Below are 18630 nucleotides of genomic sequence, written 5' to 3'. Positions count from 1 at the left end.
TCCTTGCGTGTTTTCGTTACAATTCAACCCATTTGCCTTCCTCCAGCGCGCGATCGGCCGCGAAGCCGATCCTGTGCCCATAGATCGAGTCCGCCAAAACCGTCGTCGACAGGGACGGCGTTTGCCCCCGAAGCACTTGCAGAAAATCTTCCATCAGCCGGTAATCGCCCCCGCCGTGCATGTCGCCGGATACATTCAAGTCGACCCGCTCCTCCGAATAGCCGGAACGCGAGCGAAGGTCCGGATGCCGAACAACGAAGAAGCCGTCTTCAAGCACTCCTTCGATTTCGCCTGTTGTCCCGATGAGCCGGATTGAGCGGCATGGCTTCGATGCGTTGCCCGCCATATTGAACGTTGCCGTCGATCCGTCCGCAAATTCGACGAGCACGGACTGATGATCGACGACCGTATTGTCGCAGCGCCAGACGCAGCGCCCGAACGGATTGTCCGTACGAAGCGACTCCGTCTTCTGCCCGATTGTCGGGGTCAGGCTCAGCGACTCGATGCCGTGCCACACATAAGGTCCCCAAAGTCCATGCTCGATGTAATGCTTTCGCGCGGAATACAGGCACGACGCTTCAATCGGGCAATCGACCAGGCAGCGACTGCCTGCGCCTTCCGGCGCATTCTCCTCGTGGAAAAACATGCGGCCCCCGAAGCTGGCGACCCGCACGGGCGCAATGCCGCTTTTCATCCAAGCGAGCAGGTCCATATCGTGGCAGCATTTTTGCAGCAGCATGGTCGACCCGCCATTGTCCTTGCGATTCCACTTGCCGCGGACAAATACCGAGGCGATATGATGGTAGCTGACATGCTCGGCAAGCTGCAAATTGAGAATGTCGCCGATCTCGCCGGCGGCTACCCTGCGGCGAATTTCCGCATAGAAAGGGGCATACCGCAAAACGTGGCAGATCATCACGGTGGCGCGATGCGCCGTCGAAGCCTCAAGCAGCTGCAGCACTTCCGCTTCCGTCGTGCCGATCGGCTTCTCAAGCAGCACATGATACCCCGCCCGCAGCAGCGGAATGGTCGTCGCGACGTGCAGACTATCCATCGTCCCGTTGATCGCCGCATCGGCAATCCGTTCTCCGCCGCCGACCAGCGCCTCCACCGTGGGGTAGCACCGCTCCGGCGGTATGCCGTAGCGTGCCGCGGCCTCCTTTAGCCGCACTTCATCAGGGTCGACGACGCCGACAATGCGCAGCGCATCGGGGGCGATGTTCGCATAGGATGCGTAAAGCATGCTTCGGTGCCCGGCGCCGACGATGACAGCGGTAATGGGCGAATGTTCGGAGCGAGTACTCGCTTGCAAATCGTACAACATGACATGAACCTCCAACCGGTTAGACATTTGCAGCAATCGAGCGGTCAGCCTTTTACGCTGCCAAGCACGATGCCTTTAATAAAAAAGCGTTGCAAAAACGGATAAACGAGAATGATCGGCAAAGCCGCAAGAAAAATTTGCGCCGACTTGACCGTCGTGTCGGACAGCTTTCGCATCATTTCGATCTCGGCGTCCGATAGCGCGCTAAAATCGTGCTGAATGATAATGGTCTGCAAATAGCTTTGCAGCGGGTAATTTTTCGGATCGTTCATATAGATTAACCCGTCGAACCACGTATTCCAGTGGCCGACCATCGTAAACAGCAGAATGGTGGCGAGCACCGGCTTGGAAAGCGGGATATAAAGGCTCCACAGCGTCCGCATATACCCGGCGCCGTCGATATAGGCCGCATCCTCCAATTCCTTCGGCAAGCTGCGAAAAAAGTTAAGCAGCAGGATCACGCTGAACACGGGAACCGCATTCGGCAAGACGAGCGCCCAAATCGTATCCATCAGTCCGGTCTCCTTGACCGTCAAGTAGGTCGGTATCAATCCGCCGCCGAACAAAGCCGTGACGAAGAAGAACCACACATACACCGTGCGGAACCGGAATGCAGACGCCTCCTTCGCCAGCGGGAACGCGATCAATACGGCAAGCGACATGTTGATCGACGTGCCCAGGAGCAGACGCTTCAAGGAAACGAGAAACGAGTCGAGAAACGCGCGCTTCTGCATCACGAAATCATACGCCTCTGTCGTAAACTCGACGGGCCATAGCGTCACCCTACCCGAAGCCACAGCCGTGCTGGAGCTGAAGGAAACGGCCAACACGTTAATGAGCGGAGCCAGACACAAAAAAGCGAGCAGCACCATAAAAAAGTAATTGACCATGACAAACAAACGTCTGCCAAAGGTTGGCGTATCAACCACGCGAACACCTCCCCTCTAGATTTCTGCAAGCATTTAAAAAATGCGATAGTTGGCGAATCGATAAGCCAGAAAATAAGAGACCGCGATCAAAAACAGCGATACGAGCGCCTTCATCAGACCAATCGCCGTTGCAAAGCTGTATTGCGCGTCGATCAGCCCCATCCGGTATACCATCGTATCGATAATGTCACCGCTTTCGTACACGATCGGGCTGTATAAATTGAATACTTGCTCGAATCCCGCGTTTAAAATTTGACCCAAGCTTAGCGTCATCAGCAGCACGACGATCGGGCGGATGCCCGGCAGCGTCACATGCCATGTCCGGCGCCAGCGGCCTGCCCCGTCTATGACCGCGGATTCGTAAAGCGAAGGATCGATGCCGGCGAGGGCCGCCAAATAGACGATCGTGCTGAAGCCGAACTCCTTCCACTCGTTGGAAATGACCAAAGTAAACGGAAACCACCGGTTGTCCCCGAGGAAAAAGATCGGTTCCAGTCCGAAAAGCTTCAATGCCTGATTCACCAGTCCGGATGAAGGAGACAGCACGTCGATCAAAATGCCAGCCAAAATCGTCCACGACAAAAAATGCGGCAAATAAATCAGCGTCTGCACCGTTCGCTTGAACGTCGTTCTGCCGATCTCGTTCAATAGCAGTGCGATGCCGATCGGGACGACGAGGCCGGCAACGACCTTCATCACCGCGATCGTCAAGGTGTTCGTTACCGCCTTCATCGTATCGGGCAGCTGCAGCACAAAAATAAAATTATCGAAGCCTACCCACGGAGAACCGGTAATTCCCCGAATCGGCACATATTTCTGAAATGCGATCGCCACGCCCGCCATCGGAATGTAGTGGTAAATCAAGATAAGCAAGGCTCCGGGCAGTATCATCAAATGGAGCGGCAGCTCCCTGCCGAATCGTTTCGTTTTCACCCATGCTGTCCTCCTTGCAGCCCGCGGAAGGAGGGACGAAGCAATCGCATTGCCTCGTTCCCCGCGCTCCGCGTATATTTTTGCTTCAAACGCGCATTCGAATACCATTGTCGCTCTGCATCATTGGCGTTGCAATACGCTCCGCAAGCCGACAGCAGGTCTTAGCTGCACGCGGCATCCGCGTCTCACTTTTGCTGTGCGTACCAGTCGTTGACCTCTTTCGTAATTTGATCGCCGCCGAGCTTCTTCCAGTCTTCAACGAACTTGTCAAACTCCGATATCGGCGCGTTGCCGGTAACGATTTTCATGAATGTCTCGCTTCTGATTTTGTCCAGATTCGCGCCTTTATCGGCCATCGTCTGGGTAGCCGATCCATAGAACTGATTGACAACAAAGCGGTTGTCCTTGATCGCCTTGTCGATGATCGCCGCCGAGCTGTCTGGCCCGTTCTGCGCGTATTCACCCCATAGCTTTTTATCGCCGTTCTTGTACTGCATGATGCGGTCATACACATTGCGCCGGTCCGGCGCCAGCTGGTCGGCGGTTTTTTCGCCCCTCAGCACGGCGTTCGCCTGCCGGTAGTTCTCGATGTTGTTGTCGGACAAATAGATGCGAATCGGTGCCATCGACCAGGTCGCCGACTTGTCTTCCTTGCTCGGATTGACGAACTTATAGAAAACGTCCTCCGACGAATTATAATAGAACGTATTCAGCCAAAATTCGAGCATTTTGAACAGCGCTTCGGGATGCGGCGTTCCTTTTTTCACAACCCAGTAGTATTTGTAAATATTGAGCGGCATCGTGTGCGATACGGGCTTGCCGTCCGCGGAAGGGATCGGATACGCCTGCCATTCCTGATTCGGCGTCAGCGTCGCAAGCGGCGAATTGGCCGAGCCGCGGCCGCCGATCATCATGCCGATTTTGCCTGCGCCGATGCTCTCGTTCACTTTGTTAGCGGGCTTTACCGGAAACTCCGATTCGATCTGCCCCGCCTTGAACATGGTCTGCAATGCGGCAAGCGCATTTTTCATCTCCGGCTGCACGCTGCTGTATACGAGCTTGCCGCTGCTATCCTTCATCCAGATGTCCCAGTAAGCATGATACCCGTTATAGAAGCCGGCGGCTCCGCTAAGCTCCTTGTCCATCGCCAAGCCGAACGTGTCCTTCTTGCCGTTGCCGTCCGGGTCCTGATTCGTGAAGGCGTCCGCGATGCGCAGCAGATCGTCCATCGTGCTCGGCGCGGGCAGCTTCAGCTTTTCCATCCAATCTTTGCGAATCCATAGCACCGGTGCCGCTTCCTTGGCCGTTCCCGTGAATGGGATCGCCATCAATTTGCCGTCCTTCGTCGCCGACTTGGTCACTTCGGGACCGGCGTCGGCGATGACCTTCTTCACGACGTTCGGCGCCGTATTCGCATACAGCTGCGTCAGATCCTCGAGCATGCCCGCCTCGTAAAGCTGCTTGAACTGCAGCGGCGTCGCCGCAAAGAAGTCGGGAAGCTCTCCGGACGAGATCATCAGATTCGTCTTCTTCTCGTATTCCGTTTCCGGCACGGCCCACAGCGTCTTCACCTTGATGCCGAACGTCTGCTCGATGTGCCGCGTCCACGGATTATTGTTGATGTCGTCGCCGTTAAAGTATTTGACCGTCGGCAAGCTGAACGCGACGGTTTTCAGCTCGACCGGCGGATCGAACTTGGCCGGCAATCCCGACACCGCTGGCTTTGCGGAGGCAGCCGCCGTTGCCTGCGCTTCCGGCGCGTCCGTACCGCTCTTGCTGCAGCCCGCCGCGATCAGCGATGTCAGCAGTGTCACGCTGGAAGCGATTGCAATTGGTCGTTTCATTGTCGTCTCCCCCTTAGATATCATCAAGCCCTCGCGCTAAACGACGACGGCAATCTGTTTCCAACCGGTATTGCCTGTCCCGGTACCCTTGATATACTTGTCGCCGGTCGAAGCATCCGTATACTCCGATCCCGGCGGCGCCGACAAATTACCCTCCGGATTGCCTTCATGCCGGATGCGGTAATAACCGCTGGCCGCCTCCACATTAGCCCCTTGCACCGTCGTCAGCGCGTAATCCTGCACGTTGCCGAATACCTGGACGTCGAGGATGCGAATATTGGCCGGTTTCAAGCTCTGACCGTCGGGGAAAAACTCGATGCCGTAATCTTGCGTTTTCGTCGTCTGATCGTCGAAGACGCGGCCCCCCTGAATGGTGACCCGATCCGCCCCGCGAATCACGACGCCGCCGATCGTTAGAGCGGTCGCATTGTTGTACACATTCGGATTGATCACATCGATCGTCGACACCAGCCTGGCCCCGTTGTCGACGAAGATGCCGCTGCTGCCGTTTCCTTTGGCAGTATGATCGACGATGCTGATCCGGCGTCCGGCGGAAATGTTCACGCCATGCAGCTTATTGCCGCTCGTATCGACGCCGATCATTTGTACGTCGCGCGGAAATTGGCCGGCTACGTTGGTGCCCATCCAGATGCCGTGCCCGTCATTATTGTAAAATTGCCCGCCGATCACCTGAACGTTCGTTGCCGGCGTTCCTCCCGGCGAAGGGAAGCCGTCCGTTGTAATTTGCAGCCCTGCGCCCTGATTATTGTGCGAGATGCAATTGACGAACGTAATCCGGTCGCAGCCCGATACGCCCATGCCTGGCTGGTAGCCGAGATGTCCGGACACGTTACGGGCTTCGCAGCCTTCGACACGAATATCGCGCGAGCCGTTGGCAATATAATAGCCGGGCTTGCTGACGCCGTCCACGACGCAATTGCGAATCACGCCGCTCGTCCCTTGTGAAGTGGCGATGCCGTTCGTGATCCGCTGCCTGCTCGTGAGCAAGGACGAATTACCGACGACCCGGATATTGTCGACCAGCAGATCGATGCAATGATTGAAGGCGACGATACCTGCATTGTTCGGCCCGAAGCCGTTCGGAGAAGCGAACGTCAGATCCTTGACCGTTACGTTGTACACCGCCTCCGGCTTCGTTGCGGGCGGCGTCGTTTTATTGACCAGCAGCGCGATATAGTCGAACTGCAGCGAGATGACCGACCCGGCCGTCCCCGAGACGACGATGTTGTCGACTTCCGGGCGGATCGCCTGATTGACGAGGTACGTGCCCTTCGGAATGTATACCCGGGTGGTCGGCGCCGACCCCGTCTTCACATATTCGATCGCAGCTTGTATCGCGCACCAGTCGATTTCGTCTGTAAGAGCTTTGGCATGCGGATACGCAGCTTGCGCCGACTCCAGCGTCGCGAACCGTTCCGACAGCGGATGCGACCCGCCGTCGCCGATCGCGCCGAACCACTTCACATCGACCGCTTCGCCGATAATCCGCTTAAACCGTTTGCCGGCCGATGAAACAAGCACGCTCCCCACATTATCGGTTGTTGTCGCGTCTGCCGGATCGTAATAGAACGACCCTTCCTTCCCGCGATCGATCACATAATAGAGGAAATGATCGTCAGGGTCGGTCATCGCCCTTATGTCCGCCACAGTAACTGCCAGGCAATTCGGGTCTTTCAACTTGTCTTTGGCGAAGGCTGTGCCGCTTCCGAACAGCCCGGTGGATGCGATGCCGACGCCCGCGGCGCCTATGGACGCCAATAGCTTGCGCCTGGTAAGATGGTTAGCCGCCTCGCGACGCTCGCGAAGTGCTGCTTCGTTTCGCCCGCTCGCGTTGACGTCGCGCGGCTGGTCCGGATGTCCGGCATTCGTCTCTTTCATTGTCGCTACCTCCCTTGCTTCATAACTTCATAACTTTCCTGATCGCCAATCGCAAACGTTTGCACGATTACTATACAACGGCATGCATGCGCCGCAACATCCGCATGTTCGCACAAAATATGCACGATCGCATCATTGTTGCCGCACGGTGCGATAGAGCCCCTTCGTTCGGCGGGCGATGCCCCGATTTCCTGCACATTTGCGCATCGTATGCGAAATGGAATATTTCTTCATGCCGCGCCGATGAGGTATACTTATAAGAATCTTCCAACCAAACCACATTGCGGGGAGCGTTTAAGCCATGATCTTCCGCTTCATGCTGAACAAAAACTCCTTGTTCGTCAAGCTGCTGTTCGGCTTCGGCGCGATCATCATCATCTCGTTCGTATTCAACGCCTTGTCGTTTCGCTTCTTTACGAGCAGCATCCGCGATCAAATCATCACTTCCAATACGTCGAACCTGAGCAACACCGTAGGCGGCTTCGAAAATCAGCTGCGGCTGCTGGACAATGTGCTCGGCAGCATCTACTTTCAAAACGACGTAGGCCTCCTCCGAAAAGATGCGGGCAGCCACAATTACCCGCTGATCAACGGATTGTCCGCCGAATTCCAGACGATCGTCCAAAATTACAATCTGTTTGCCGAGAACGTGCTCGTTTATTTTAACGATCAAGGCGTCATCATCGATAAAAGCAGCTCGCACACCGAACAAGAAATGTTCGGGCGCTATTACGTCAGCGATCGGTATCCGGCAAATTTCTGGAAAGAGCAGTTCAATCGCGATTTCCAACTGAAGTTGTTCCCCGCCGCCGCTTTTCAGAAGACGAACCCGGACAACAGCGTATCCGAGGCCGGAACCCTTTTTCCCATAGTCATCAAAAGCAAGCTGTTCACGGGACATTACATGGCCGCATTTCTCGACGCGAAGGCGATTTTCAATCATCTGCATCTTTCGGACGACGATCATTTTTCGATTGTGGATGATACGGGAGAATCGTATTTCCGCTCCGGAGCCGCCCCGGACCCCCGTCTCGTCGATTCGTTGTCCGGCGCGGACCGCTACGTGCAGTTGGACCAGAACTATTACTTTATACAAAAGGGCCCGCTAACCGGTCTGACCTATGTCAGCATGATCCCGAATCAGCAGATCGCCGCCCAAATCTCGCGCATGAATGCGATCCTGATCGGCTTGATCGCGCTTTCCGTCTTTTTGAGCCTGGTCTTGTCGATCATGCTCAGCGTCAGATTCAAGCACCCGATCCAAAAAATCGCCGAATCGCTGCGCAAAATGAGCGTGGACATCCAGCATAACAGCAACATTCGCGAATTCCAGCAGATCAGCGACAGCGTCAAAGGAATGATCGACACGATGCGCCGCAAAGATTCGCTGCTGCAAAAATACGCGTATGTCGACAGGGTGAAAGGGATCTACATCAACAACGACGAGGTCGGGCAACTGCTTAATACGGATCGGCCGTTTTATTTTGTCATGTTTCAAATTCGCGTTACGGATCGCTTCCATCAAACGCCCGTCACGGAGCGCAAAAAGTCGACCTTCTTGCTCGACTTCATCAATCTCGCAATTACCGGCTCGTTTCCCGAAGCGGTGTCCTTGCAGGTGGAAGCGGATTCAATCGTCACGATCGTCTTTACGGAGCATGAACAGACCGACCTTCTTACAGAACGATTGCGCTATTTAAAAAATGTGTTGGACCGGGACAAGTCGTATTATTACGTGACCATCGCCGCCAATCCGCGCTTGCGTTATGCGGTCGATTTTACGGATGCGTACGTGGAAGCGGTCGAAATGGTGCGGAAGCGGAAGCTGAACGACGAAGTGCAGATCATCGCCGAACCGGAGAAGCTGCCGGACGTCCATCCCCTTACGCCGGCGGAAGAGCAGCATTTCCTCGAGAGCCTGCTCGCCGGGAACGACCGGAATATGCTCCACGACATTCGCCGTTCGCTGAACCGGCTGGACCAGCAGGGCGCAACGGCGCTGCAATATCGCCAGTTCGCGCATACGATTGTGTCTAAGCTGCTGCTGACGCTCATGGCAAACAAGATCGATACCGGAAACCTGCAGCTGGAGCGCCCGCCCTTCGAGGCGATCGACCGGTTCGTGTCCAAAGAGGAATATATAGCGTTCTTCGAGGAATTGACCAAACAAGCGGCGGAGCGGATCGAAGCGAAAAAATCGGAAAGAGACCCCATCGTCGATTTTGTGCTCGCGTATATCAACGCCCATTATGGCGACGAGTTATACCTGGACTTGATCGCCGACAAGCTGAACATGTCCGCTGGGTATTTGAGGAACTACTTCAAGGAGAAAACCGGGCGAAATATTAGCGATTGCGTCAACGAAGTGCGGTTGATGGCGGCGAAGAAGCTGCTCGAGGGCACCGATATGAAGATTCACGAAGTGGCCGCCAATGTCGGATACCCGAACGCCAATTCGTTCATCCGCATGTTTCGCAGCGCGACCCATGTCACACCGGGAGAGTATCGGAGGCTGCGGACAAGTGCGTTTCAGGAACGGGAGTCGAGGCAATGAGGCCGAACAGGCGCCGTCTGCCATTTGCGCCATCCAGCCGCCCGATCACCTGTGCGGTCGTACTTGGCGCGACATCATCGAAACGATGCCCCTCTCCCATTTCTTATTTGTTCGTCCCCCCCCGCAATAAAGAGCACCAAAACTTTTTCACTCACACTTTCATCTCATCAAGGCTCTTTAGTTCGAGATCTTTAAGTTATCTTTGATTTGCTGCCGCTAATCTATGTAGATATCCCACTTCGGGTTCATCATGATAAATGAACGGACGCTTCAACAACGGCTTCACCATATCCACTCCCGGTTAAAAATGAACGGGTCAGGCATTCGCCTGACCCGCTTGCATTTTTATTCACACCGTTGCATAAGTACCTTTTTCTAACGGATTTTGGAACATTACGTCTAACGAATTTTGGAGCAAATCTAATTATTTCTGGAATTTCACAAAGTGTGAATTGTAACTTGTTTTGTCGCTTTTCGGTAGCCTGGAGACCATGATCAGTAAGGTACAAACGGCATATTCTGTAACATGAAATGTCGAATATAAGAATTGTTGTATGATAAAATGACGCCAAGTTTTCAATATGATTATACAAAAAAGGCGGCTAACACTAAATCAAGTGTTAGCCGCGAAGCCTTAAAGCTCTTATATCAAGCGATCGTCTCCAATAATACACTAAACGTATCTGCCGATACAATCTTATATCGGATTAAAAAGTTGATGTCTTCAACATTTAATCTGTGAACCTCACCGACACGGCAACCAGTACAATATAGGAATTCTAAGAGTGCATGCTCGCGCGGAGAATCACAGGTAATCTTGAGATGAATAACGTCCTCCTCTATCAAAAACTTTGGGATCCGTTTTCCATCTTTGGTTCTCTCAGTTTTAAAGTTGGATTTTTAGTGATGTGTCCTTCTTCGAATGCAAATCGAAAAAGGGATCTGACGAACCGAATGCGATGCCCTAAGCTACTTGGCTTTAATCGCTCCGATTGTTTCGCCAGATAATCCTTCAGCAAAGTTAGGGAGACTTCTTCGATTCAAGGTTGCCGATTTCTCGGATCAGAACATTTAACTGAAGGGAGTATGCTTTCAAGGTATGCGGGCTAAATCCCAAAATGCGCTTATCAGCCTCATACAACATCCACAAATCCAACAATTTCATAAAAGTAACCCTCCCAATGGCTTATTATCCTTAGCTTCGCTTTGTTTGGGAGGGTTTAATCTTTCCTTGTCAAAATAATGTTCTCGCCACTAGCGTACCCCGTTAGCGCAACCGATAGGGTATCAGCGTCTGAAATTAGTGTATACCACGCTAAAACCATATTGCATTTTTTCCACGTATAGAATGAACGGGGGACCACCATTTTTAGTTGAAAAAGTGACTTGATATACATTTCCATGTGTCGTCTCGTTGATGATCTATCAAGAATCTCAGACCATTTAGCCTCTCGAATTAAAGCTTTCCTACGATCCCGACTGCATCACCTATTTCTTCCCTCTCTTTTTCCGTAAACCAACTCCATGCCTCTTTTCGAATACCTTTCTCTATATCGTCATAATTCTAATATCCATAGAAATCGTTGATCTCAATCCATTGTTCCACAAGCTTTATGGTGATTTCCTCTTCAGTCATATCAGAGAATCTATAGGGGGCATACATTTCTTTGAAATCATCCCGACTTAATCCCACTGTCGTCGTTCCGTCAATTATCCATCTTCTATGCGAATCGGTATATACTGCGTTAATTGGTTCAATTAATCGGTGCTGCTGAAGATACATCCATATTCGAATTAAAGCTAGAACGGGATCAGGTTCATTTGAATTTTCGGGAGCTGTTAATGAAACAGATATAGCTGTTCCATTGTAGGGGCCCATAGTAAAATCATCTGCGCAGTATTTGCCGCAGGGAATCTTACCATCTTTTATTAACTTCACCTGGTGAACCTTTATAGGTTTTTTTATTACTAAAGGCAGATCGTGCTGCAATTGCTGGAAGGTTACTAATGTACCAACTGGCCTGATACGTTCAGGTGCCTTGTCATGTATTAAAACTGCAATCAACACACCTAACAACAATAATCTCCATGCAAATCGTCTCATAAGGACTATTGCTCCACCTCAATCCTGCCAAACAAGTGTCATTTACCTCAATAATACCACATATTGTAAGTATCCTGCCCGTTACTTAAGCGAAAAGCTGCCGATTGCCGGCAGCCTTGTTTGAGCAAACGTTCCTCGTTAGAATTCCTGTGGAACGAATAATTTGGTGTTTGAATACAAAAGAGCGCCTCTGTATGATGGGAGTACGCTACGGGTCTAAAGCCCTTAAAATCCCACATCAGGAGGTCGCTCTACTATGAAGTTTAAAGCACAAGATAAACAAAATCAACTCATTGAAAACATTACCGCTAATCACCTTGTTGTCGGTGTAGATATCGCTCAAGAGAACCACGTTGCTAGAGCCGTTAATTTTCGCGGAATTGCTTTGGGTAATCCATTAGAATTTAGTAATGGCTACTATTCCCCTGTCCGTTTTCATTCCGCAGAATACGAAGAGCTGCGAGTCCTTATGGCAAATCGAGAGACCGTTGTTAAGCGTCTTGTCAGCGCAGTGAATCAAATCCACCGCTGGGTCGACATTGTGTTTCCTGAACTTAGACAAGTCTTTAAAATCTTAACGTGCAAAGGTGCATTGGTAACTCTTCGGTTGTTTCCTCTCCCCGCTGATCTATGTAAATTAGAGCCTGAAGATGTAATTGCGGGATGGAAAAAGTCCATGAAACGACACTCGGGTGTTCGTAGAGCTAAGCTGCTCATCGATCTTGCCAAGCAAACCGTTGGTTCAATCCAGGCAACACACGCTTACAAGCTCCATCTTAAGCATCTTCTTGAGGAGTATGACTTAGCGAGCACACAGGCTGCTGAGAATCGAAGATGAAGCCAAAACCGTACTTAAACGAATCCCCTATGCGGGCAAAATCCTTGCCATTACTGGCGTAAGTGCGATCGCTTTAGCAGGCGTTTTAGGGGAGTCAGGTGATCTCAGCGGTTATATCCACGGAAACGCACTACTGCGTCACGCAGGCCTTAATCTGACCGAGGCAAGCTCTGGGAAATGGAAGGGCCAGATGACGCTCAGTAAACGAGGGCGACCACGCCTGCGACACTTCCTCTACCTCATCACGATGTGCATGGTTATGACTAACAAAGAATTCAAGGCTCTGCATCAACATAATGTTCAGGTTAAAAAGCTGAAAAAAATGAAATCAATTTTGAAGTTATGCGGAAAGTTGGCTCGACTCTTAGTAGGTCTGGCACGTAGCGAGGAAGCCTACAAACCAGATAAAGTTATTGCACTAGCAGCTTAAAAACAAACAATAACACCGCTCACGCAAGTTGGTATATTCGCAGGATGACAAAGAAAGCACGGAGTATCGGGATACGTTACGCAAAAGGGCTCAGACCCGTTCCGTTAGAAAAACCGACCTCCACCCCTTAGATAGGTGTAACGAAGGAATGAAAGGGCTTATGACCCGTTGAGACATGGGAGCGAAAATCGCTAAGGGCCATTGTGGAGAATACGTGCAGCATTTGGAACGATTTAGGTGAAGCTACTCCCACCTCTGTTCCCGCATGCCTTCTAACAAATAAGCCCTACCAATTAAACTCTCTTTCCTTCATCATCCGATATTAAGGAGGATTGGAATCCTGCGAATACACGAGCTTACGTGAGGAAATCAAATCATATCGAGGGAGCATAAATGACATAAACATTTGATGTCTGTTTTTAAAGCGGTAATTTCCGTCCTAAAACAGCCAACTTATAGGGAAAAACAGCCAGTAATCATCAATAATTGTAATGCTAACAATCCAAAGTAATATTCCAATAACAATAAATAATCCAGTATTTAAAGGCTTCTTAATCAAACGGAAAGTATGAGCAAATGCCAATGACCATAAAGTAAAGGGGATAATAAGTAGATATAGTCCAATCGACATACTCCCCAAAAAGCTTGCTACATACCAAATTATGCCTGCTAACCAACATATTTTAGGTTTCACAGTAATCCCAATAATAGTTGCCAAAACTGCAAGAATAACTAATCCGTAAAATATGATAGTAAACATTCAGGTTCACCTCAAAACTATCCTACCATAAAATAACAAATAATTCCCTAAATTGCTCAACTCATTATTAAGTAATGCTTCCCGTTGATAAACGGCAGCCGATCGTTCAGGCCGGCTGCCGTCATGTATGTATTGAACTCTTGTACCGAGGGAGTTCAACGATTCAGGAGCAGGTCGCCTCGGCGTCTACACGAGTCTTTATCATTCATTATCGTACCCGTCGTGGAATGTACAACTATAGGAGACTTAGAACTCATTCTTCCTTAAGGTACATCGCAGGAACAGCAAATCGTTTTACTGTTAGAGCTTCATTGACATTGAATTCGTGTATATCTTTTTGTTCGTATTCAATTAAAATTTGTTCAAATATCCTACTTATTAAAATGCAATCCCCTAATGCATCATGACGTTTAATATCGTTTGTTTCGATATGGTAATGCCTAACAAAATAATCAGTACTAAATACATCAAATAGTTCGGGATGTATTTTTGCGAATAAAGCCTTAGTATCGATAACAGGATTCTCAAACAATGATAAATTACTCATTCGGCAATGTTTTTTAAGCATAGGAAGATCATATTCATAACCGGCTTGTGTGACTAATACCGCCTTTCCGCAAAAATCTAGAAACTGCCGATATACATCGGCAAATGCTGGAGCATGGGCTAAGCTATCATTCGATATCCCAGTTAATTGCTGAACACTTTCCGGAATTAACTTCGGTGATTTAACTAAGGAACTGAACTTTCGTAATATTTTTCCATTCTGATAAATAATGGCACCAAATTGGGTGATGTATTCCTTCTCAACAAAAATGCCCGTTCCTTCTAAATCAAATATGCAAAATGGACGATCATGTATTCGATCAACATAGATATCTTTAACCAGATACTCAGTTCCCGATAAATAATGAATATCCAAGCATTTCACATCCTTCTGTCATATTCACAGAACCTTCCTACCTATAACTACATTTCCAAACTATTCTCCATATCCAGTGGTTTGTCCTTTTTACTAATAGTAGTAGTTACGTTAATCTGCCCGTTAGCCATCCATGCTGCACAAAGCGCAGCACCACAGAGAGTGAAAGTTAATCCGTTCTTTCATAGTAGTTGAGAAACGGCAGCCGATTGTTTCAGGCCGGCTGCCGTTCCAATGTTTATTGAGCTAAAGTACCCGTTAGCTAAACGGAGCGTGCGTATAGAAGCGAATATTTTACCGATCGGACAGAGGTGGTTCGTCTTCCAACCAGTTCCACTCGTTGTTTTGGATAAACCGGCTCACTGCTTCGTGTGGAGTTATCCCCCATTCGTGGAAGGAACGAATACACTCTACAAATGCCTGGATCGTTTCCCGGTCTGGATGTAGCAACATATCTTCCTGCAATTCAAAATAACGGTCCGGTATATGGAAGAGCGTTCTCAATACGCCCGGCATAGACTTGTGGCACGGGAACAACACTCGGTTGTAGGCGAGCAGCAACCGACCAGAGAACAAGGCGATCTGACCTATCGCATGGATCAGCAGATACGTATTTCCCAATTCGATCGCCCGATCAGCAAAGTAGCCCCCATATAGCTCTACTTGAGCATAGAAGTCTTGGAAATTCCTTTCCCTGTTATGTTCGGGATAGACAGGGATTTTTGCGACCAAATCATCCAGTCCAGGAATCCGCGAGAATGCAACGAACGCCTTGTCGAACGAAGCGCGGGTCGGCTCGCTACCTCTTACCGAAGCAGCTTCAAGGAAGCGATAGGGTATGATTTTGCCATCGTAATAGCCACCCGGATAGTCGCATCCCTCTTTCGTAAAATAAAACAATTGATCTAGTTGTTTCCTTTCTTCAAACAAATCATCGCTCACGACCAGATAGCAATCAATGTCGGAGTCCTCGCGTGCAATTCCTTTGGCAACAGACCCGGCGATAATAATAGCAAGATACGAAGGGTCTGCGCTAAGCTTACGCACTAGATAATCAATCGAAGCCTTATGATGGGTTTTTAAGGTAACGCCCCTGATTTGCTGAGCCATGGTAACACCCTCCTTGATTTTCTACCCTAATCCTAATATATCAACCAGCATCATGGGATCAGCTGCGAGACAGGCAGCGATCCCATTATTTCACTATCGTACCCGTTAGCGCAACAAAGTCGCTCACTTCGGCGGTGTTGTGACAATGCTCTAGATTCAAAACCGAATAGCATTCGCCCCCGTCGAAGAGAGGGGATTTCTTCCTAATGTCGAAAATATGATCGATATACTTACCAAAGGAGGCATTCCGAAACATCCATGAACGAAAAACGACACTCACCACCCATTCATTCTCCTAAACGATTGCTTATTATCGACGGTATTCCCGGCTCCGGCAAAACTACGGCGGCGACCCGCATTCATAACCGATTGACAGCACAAGGCGTACGCGCAAGATGCCTGCTCGAGCAGGAAGAAAATCACCCGTTGCTGCCGCCCATGGAGCAATACTATGCCTTGAATACCGCAGAAGGCGCCGACGCCTTCATCCGGCAGCTAGTTGACCGGTACGGCCGGTTCGTCGAGGAGCAGTTAAGCAGCCCTGAAGACATCGTCATTATCGAAAGCGTCCTTTTCCAGGACATTGTCAGCGTCTCGCATTTGCAAGGCATGAATATCGCGCAGCTCCAAAGCTTTACCGAATCGCTGCAACTGTTGTTGATGCCGCTGAACCCTCACCTGATCTACTATTACCACACCGATGTCGAAGGGCAGTGGCGGTACATATGCGGCATTCGCGGCAACGAATGGGGACCGGTCTCCTTTCAATCGGACGAAGATTTCGTTCAGGCTGGCGAGGTGTGGAGCGCAAGCCAGGCATTCGTCCGCCGGGCCGTCGATGCGTGGCCGATCCCTAAGTTGATCATCCAGAGCAATGATTATGCGTGGGAAGAGTATGACGCGCGAATCGACGGCTTTGTGTCTGAATCATTGCTGAGCGTAAGAGACGGCGAGCGGCAGGATCCCGTTTTCCCGCCGGAATAAACGGGATGCGCTCATCGTAACGGCAAACGTTCAAAAGAATCGTTATGAACATACGACCAAATGAAAAAGGGGCTGGCACGAGTTCGCTTTGAGTATCCTGCCCTTCAGTTGAGAAACGGCAGCCGATCGTTCTGGCCGGCTGCCGTCATTTATTTGTTGAGCTCTCGTACCCGTTAGCGTAACGAAGGGTTTTAATCATTCCAAAAACCAACATCACCAGTTTCATACAATATTTTTCCTGCTTTGTTTGTTGCCCGAATAGTAATAGGCATCTTCAATTCGTTTTCGACCAAGGAGTACCATATCGAATATTCGCCATTATTGATAATATGAGCTGTCTTGTCACCCTCACTTATCAAAAGAATCTGAGTTATTCCTGGATCTTTAACGACTCCATAAAGCATATGAATATTTGACTTTTGACTTTCCGATCCATGCCAGCTTAAGTCTTGATCTGTAAACATTGGACTTTTATTTATATAATCACTTAGTTCATATCCACGAAATTTTTTCTGTAGTAATACAACGCCTAACTCTGACTTATTAGTTTTATAAAATGCTATCGTCTGATCTCTATCAGCATGAATATGTAATAATTCACTGTAACCTGAATCAGATTCTGAAATTACCTTTCCAATTTGATCATACAGAGGTTTATTTTGTTGCATTAGCCATATCAAAAGAATGATTGAAACAGAAATAAAAACAATGACGAGCGTAACTAGAAATTTAATAATTTTCATTTTCCTTTCCTAACTGTCCGAAGAAAATAAAGGACTGAATTTGTTGATCCTAAGCGGATTTCCAAACTGCTAAACCGTCAGCTCCGAAAAATAATTATTAGAATGAATCAAATATAAAACAAGCGGCATTCTTGAACTGGAAAATAAAGTCCTAGACTCCCGCTGGTTCATTGAAGTAACGTACTCGTTAGCTCATTATCGTTGATTCTTCCTAACGAACAACTCAATCGTTTCTGCGAAGAGCTCTGGTTCCTCATGGCGGGGCATATGGGCCGAGTTATCACAAATTACGATAGTTCTGTTCTGAACTTTTTTCAAGAACTCATCTGTTTGATTTTCACTACAAATCGGGTCATACTTTCCTTTTATTAACAAAACAGGACATGTGATTTTATTAAGTTTTTCAAGGTTTGGTTGATTGAAAATCTGTCCATTTAATTTCTTCTGAAACATCATCTGCTTTTGCCAATCACTTTGAGTTAATCCTGATTTTTCTATGATATCGTTAAAGAATTTTGGATTTAATGCCCGAATATAAACCTGGTCACGTTTCTCGGAAATATCATAAGAAAAGACTTTATCTAACTCTTCTAGCGAATAGGTATATGCATCTTTACATCGATTAGCAATTTCATCTTGTCCGTCTTCCCTGTAAATGTTTTCAGCCATTTTTACCACAGAGCGGAATGATTCGATAAAATCGAATGTTGGACACTCTAAAACCATCTGTTCGATCACTTCTGGATATTGATAGGCATACTCAATAGCTAGATACCCTCCAAAGGAATGACCAATCAAACCCCATCGATCAATTTCAAAATAATTTCTTATAGCCTCGAAATCATCTATAAGATTTTGCAGCGAAAACTCCTCATCTTCTTCAATTGCATCGGATCGTAGGCAACCTCTTTGATCAATGGAGATCAAACGAACGAAAGAGGAAAGCCTTTGTGCCTGAACCAGATTGAAATCATACGAACCAACTCCAGGTCCCCCGTGGAGATATAAGAATGTTGGAAGATATTTATCACCGTGCATCTCGTAATAAATCTTTTTATTCTGTATCAATGCAAATCCGTTAATGTTTCTCACTCCTTTTATCTATAAAGAGAAACCCATTTAGTGGTATTTCATCAAAGAAAGCTCATTACTTCAGCATAAACTTATTTAACTATCCTGCCCGTTCGTATTATGAGGTCACCAGATCTTTCTGGTGGACCTCATTTTTGTGTGGTCGTAAGATAGCGGTAGCCGGG

At 49.0% G+C, this 18630-nt stretch carries 14 protein-coding genes and 1 pseudogene; 3 read left to right on the top strand and 12 right to left on the bottom strand.

Features of this window, described 5'->3' with window-relative positions:
• Positions 1–16: 16 nt before the first annotated feature.
• The 5 genes from ACKGJP_RS12000 to ACKGJP_RS11980 form a co-directional block, all read right to left on the bottom strand.
• Entirely contained in the window at positions 17–1324 is a 1308-nt protein-coding gene (locus tag ACKGJP_RS12000; RefSeq protein WP_409345875.1) for a Gfo/Idh/MocA family protein, read from the bottom strand.
• Between the two features lie 44 nt (positions 1325–1368).
• Positions 1369–2253: a carbohydrate ABC transporter permease gene (locus ACKGJP_RS11995; protein WP_409345874.1), complete on the bottom strand. Its 885-nt coding sequence runs from the start codon at positions 2251–2253 to the stop codon at positions 1369–1371.
• A 33-nt stretch (positions 2254–2286) separates the two neighbouring features.
• Positions 2287–3144, bottom strand: coding sequence for an ABC transporter permease (locus ACKGJP_RS11990; protein ID WP_409347139.1), 858 nt, complete (start codon positions 3142–3144; stop codon positions 2287–2289).
• A gap of 227 nt (positions 3145–3371) precedes the next feature.
• Positions 3372–5030 (bottom strand): extracellular solute-binding protein, encoded by a 1659-nt coding sequence (locus ACKGJP_RS11985; RefSeq protein ID WP_409345873.1) that lies wholly within the window; start codon positions 5028–5030, stop codon positions 3372–3374.
• Between the two features lie 36 nt (positions 5031–5066).
• Positions 5067–6929 (bottom strand): right-handed parallel beta-helix repeat-containing protein, encoded by a 1863-nt coding sequence (locus ACKGJP_RS11980; protein ID WP_409345872.1) that lies wholly within the window; start codon positions 6927–6929, stop codon positions 5067–5069.
• Between the two features lie 301 nt (positions 6930–7230).
• Here ACKGJP_RS11980 and ACKGJP_RS11975 point away from each other — a divergent pair, with 301 nt between their 5' ends.
• Complete coding sequence (locus tag ACKGJP_RS11975; RefSeq protein ID WP_409345871.1) at positions 7231–9483, top strand: helix-turn-helix domain-containing protein; 2253 nt, start codon at positions 7231–7233, stop codon at positions 9481–9483.
• A 1021-nt stretch (positions 9484–10504) separates the two neighbouring features.
• On the opposite strand, the gene ACKGJP_RS11970 is transcribed toward ACKGJP_RS11975, so the two are convergent.
• Positions 10505–10648: a hypothetical protein gene (locus ACKGJP_RS11970; RefSeq protein ID WP_409345870.1), complete on the bottom strand. Its 144-nt coding sequence runs from the start codon at positions 10646–10648 to the stop codon at positions 10505–10507.
• A 399-nt stretch (positions 10649–11047) separates the two neighbouring features.
• Complete coding sequence (locus ACKGJP_RS11965; protein WP_409345869.1) at positions 11048–11587, bottom strand: hypothetical protein; 540 nt, start codon at positions 11585–11587, stop codon at positions 11048–11050.
• Between the two features lie 256 nt (positions 11588–11843).
• On the opposite strand from ACKGJP_RS11965, the pseudogene ACKGJP_RS11960 reads away from it, so the two are divergent.
• Positions 11844–12855 (top strand): annotated as a pseudogene (locus tag ACKGJP_RS11960) (transposase).
• Positions 12856–13294: 439 nt separating this feature from the next.
• Here the strand turns inward: ACKGJP_RS11960 and ACKGJP_RS11955 are convergent.
• The 3 genes from ACKGJP_RS11955 to ACKGJP_RS11945 all read right to left on the bottom strand — a co-directional run bounded on the left by ACKGJP_RS11955 (position 13295) and on the right by ACKGJP_RS11945 (position 15647).
• Complete coding sequence (locus ACKGJP_RS11955; protein WP_409345868.1) at positions 13295–13615, bottom strand: hypothetical protein; 321 nt, start codon at positions 13613–13615, stop codon at positions 13295–13297.
• A 253-nt stretch (positions 13616–13868) separates the two neighbouring features.
• Positions 13869–14537 carry a PolC-type DNA polymerase III gene (locus ACKGJP_RS11950; protein ID WP_409345867.1) on the bottom strand — a complete coding sequence of 223 codons (669 nt, stop codon included), beginning with the start codon at positions 14535–14537 and terminating at the stop codon, positions 13869–13871.
• A 294-nt stretch (positions 14538–14831) separates the two neighbouring features.
• Positions 14832–15647: a nucleotidyltransferase domain-containing protein gene (locus ACKGJP_RS11945; protein ID WP_409345866.1), complete on the bottom strand. Its 816-nt coding sequence runs from the start codon at positions 15645–15647 to the stop codon at positions 14832–14834.
• A gap of 258 nt (positions 15648–15905) precedes the next feature.
• On the opposite strand from ACKGJP_RS11945, the gene ACKGJP_RS11940 reads away from it, so the two are divergent.
• On the top strand, positions 15906–16631 hold the full coding sequence (locus tag ACKGJP_RS11940; RefSeq protein WP_409345865.1) for a hypothetical protein: 726 nt from the start codon (positions 15906–15908) through the stop codon (positions 16629–16631).
• A gap of 191 nt (positions 16632–16822) precedes the next feature.
• Here the strand turns inward: ACKGJP_RS11940 and ACKGJP_RS11935 are convergent, their stop codons facing one another.
• Positions 16823–17374, bottom strand: coding sequence for a hypothetical protein (locus ACKGJP_RS11935; RefSeq protein WP_409345864.1), 552 nt, complete (start codon positions 17372–17374; stop codon positions 16823–16825).
• 195 nt (positions 17375–17569) lie between these two features.
• On the bottom strand, positions 17570–18412 hold the full coding sequence (locus ACKGJP_RS11930; RefSeq protein ID WP_409345863.1) for an alpha/beta fold hydrolase: 843 nt from the start codon (positions 18410–18412) through the stop codon (positions 17570–17572).
• Positions 18413–18630 lie beyond the last annotated feature (218 nt).

The sequence above is a fragment of the Paenibacillus litoralis genome, from assembly GCF_046244365.1.
Classification (GTDB): Bacteria; Bacillota; Bacilli; order Paenibacillales; family NBRC-103111; genus Paenibacillus_V.
Note: the sequence above shows the minus strand (reverse complement) of the source record. Positions and strands in the feature narration are given on the sequence as shown.

What these genes read in the sequence shown, in the direction of transcription:
- ACKGJP_RS11945 (WP_409345866.1), bottom strand. Translation starts at nt 15,647, where the DNA reads ATGGCTCAGCAAATCAGGGGCGTTACCTTAAAAACCCATCATAAGGCT.
- ACKGJP_RS11930 (WP_409345863.1), bottom strand. Translation starts at nt 18,412, where the DNA reads ATGCACGGTGATAAATATCTTCCAACATTCTTATATCTCCACGGGGGA.
- ACKGJP_RS11985 (WP_409345873.1), bottom strand. Translation starts at nt 5,030, where the DNA reads ATGAAACGACCAATTGCAATCGCTTCCAGCGTGACACTGCTGACATCG.
- ACKGJP_RS11975 (WP_409345871.1), top strand. Translation starts at nt 7,231, where the DNA reads ATGATCTTCCGCTTCATGCTGAACAAAAACTCCTTGTTCGTCAAGCTG.
- ACKGJP_RS11955 (WP_409345868.1), bottom strand. Translation starts at nt 13,615, where the DNA reads ATGTTTACTATCATATTTTACGGATTAGTTATTCTTGCAGTTTTGGCA.
- ACKGJP_RS11940 (WP_409345865.1), top strand. Translation starts at nt 15,906, where the DNA reads ATGAACGAAAAACGACACTCACCACCCATTCATTCTCCTAAACGATTG.
- ACKGJP_RS11990 (WP_409347139.1), bottom strand. Translation starts at nt 3,144, where the DNA reads ATGATACTGCCCGGAGCCTTGCTTATCTTGATTTACCACTACATTCCG.
- ACKGJP_RS12000 (WP_409345875.1), bottom strand. Translation starts at nt 1,324, where the DNA reads ATGTTGTACGATTTGCAAGCGAGTACTCGCTCCGAACATTCGCCCATT.
- ACKGJP_RS11980 (WP_409345872.1), bottom strand. Translation starts at nt 6,929, where the DNA reads ATGAAAGAGACGAATGCCGGACATCCGGACCAGCCGCGCGACGTCAAC.
- ACKGJP_RS11965 (WP_409345869.1), bottom strand. Translation starts at nt 11,587, where the DNA reads ATGAGACGATTTGCATGGAGATTATTGTTGTTAGGTGTGTTGATTGCA.
- ACKGJP_RS11935 (WP_409345864.1), bottom strand. Translation starts at nt 17,374, where the DNA reads ATGAAAATTATTAAATTTCTAGTTACGCTCGTCATTGTTTTTATTTCT.
- ACKGJP_RS11970 (WP_409345870.1), bottom strand. Translation starts at nt 10,648, where the DNA reads ATGAAATTGTTGGATTTGTGGATGTTGTATGAGGCTGATAAGCGCATT.